Raw genomic sequence first — 1,292 nt, 5'->3', positions numbered from 1 at the left:
GTAGCAACTGTATCCCTTAAAGAATACAGTACCACCAACCCTCATTAACTTTGTTGGCTTGTGGATGTTACTTAACGCTAAGATTAAGATGATAATCCGCTTGCCAAACACTGTCATTTCTGACAATGGCGTTAATGACGGTTAGAAGTTTACGCATACAAGCGTTGATGGCAACTTTAAAGGGTTTGCCTTTGCCTATCAAACGCTCATAAAACTGTTTAAATTTGGGTTCATATTGTCTTGCCACATTGGTGGCATTGTATAAGACATTACGAACCGATTGCCTACCCCCTTTGCAATGGCTCTTGTATTTAAGTGTGCCACTTTCTTTGGGGTGTGGGGCAACGCCAACTAAGGAGGCGATTTCTTTATTGCTTAATGTGCCAAGTTCAGGTAACATTGACATCAAGGTAGCAACCGTAACACCACCAATCCCCTTGATGTCTTTAAACTTTTTTGTGGTGTCATCAAAATGTTTGCTTAGGGTGTCAATGTCTTGTTCTAACTTAGCAATCTGTTCATCAAGGTAAGCAATGACTTGTTTAACACTCTCAAGCTGACTTTGATGAATTTGCCCTAAGCGGTTCTTTTCTTGTACACGCATTGCCACAAGCTGATGACGGCGTACAACCAAAGCCTCTAAGTGTTCTTGCTCTTCGCTTGGTGGGACATAGAGCAAATGAGTAAGTTTGCTCTCATCAAGACTTAAAAACTTGGCATAAAGGGCAAGCATTTTGGCATCTTGGTTATCTGTCTTAGCATTAGAATAAGACTTAGCAAACTGGCTGGTTTTATTAGGATTGGCAATCACCACATTAAAGCCTGATTGATGCAGGGCTTTGGCAAGGGGGATTTCTAATCCACCTGTACTTTCAAGTACTACCAAAGCTAGGTTTGTGCCTGCATTGGTATTAAGATAAGTAATGGCTTGTTTTATGTCGCCCCCAGTGTTTGAAAAGGTTTTGGTTTTATCCTTACAAGAAAGTGATACCACAAAGACCTTTTTCCCCACATCAATGCCACAGTAAATGGGTTCATTGGGCTTGTTTGCTACATTGGTTTTGGTTTGCTTGGTATCTTTGGTTTGTTTAGCATTATTCATCATTAACCTGCCTTGTATTCGGTTTAGAGTCTATCAACTGTACGGTTTTGATTGATGAAAGGTTATCCACTCTTAAAGCTACGACACGAACTTATCTTGGTGGTTGCCCTTATGGTTCTAAGGTGCGTACAAGATGTGGATAACAGGTTTTTGCTTATTATACCTTAAAAGGGGTATACAAAGGTGCGTA

The 1,292-nt window shown here is 40.5% G+C and carries 1 protein-coding gene; it reads right to left on the bottom strand.

Annotation, left to right across the window (positions count from 1 at the left end; all coding sequences use genetic code 11):
• Positions 1 to 67: 67 nt before the first annotated feature.
• The gene (locus B5J93_RS11055) at positions 68 to 1,105 is read right to left on the bottom strand and encodes an IS110 family transposase (RefSeq protein ID WP_228144934.1); all 1,038 of its coding nucleotides are present in this window, start codon (positions 1,103 to 1,105) and stop codon (positions 68 to 70) included.
• Between the last annotated feature and the right edge of the window lie 187 nt (positions 1,106 to 1,292).

The sequence above is a fragment of the Moraxella equi genome (assembly GCF_002027555.1).
GTDB lineage: Bacteria > Pseudomonadota > Gammaproteobacteria > Pseudomonadales > Moraxellaceae > Moraxella > Moraxella equi.
The sequence above is the reverse complement of the archived record's forward strand: the minus strand, read 5'-3'. Positions and strand labels throughout refer to the sequence as shown.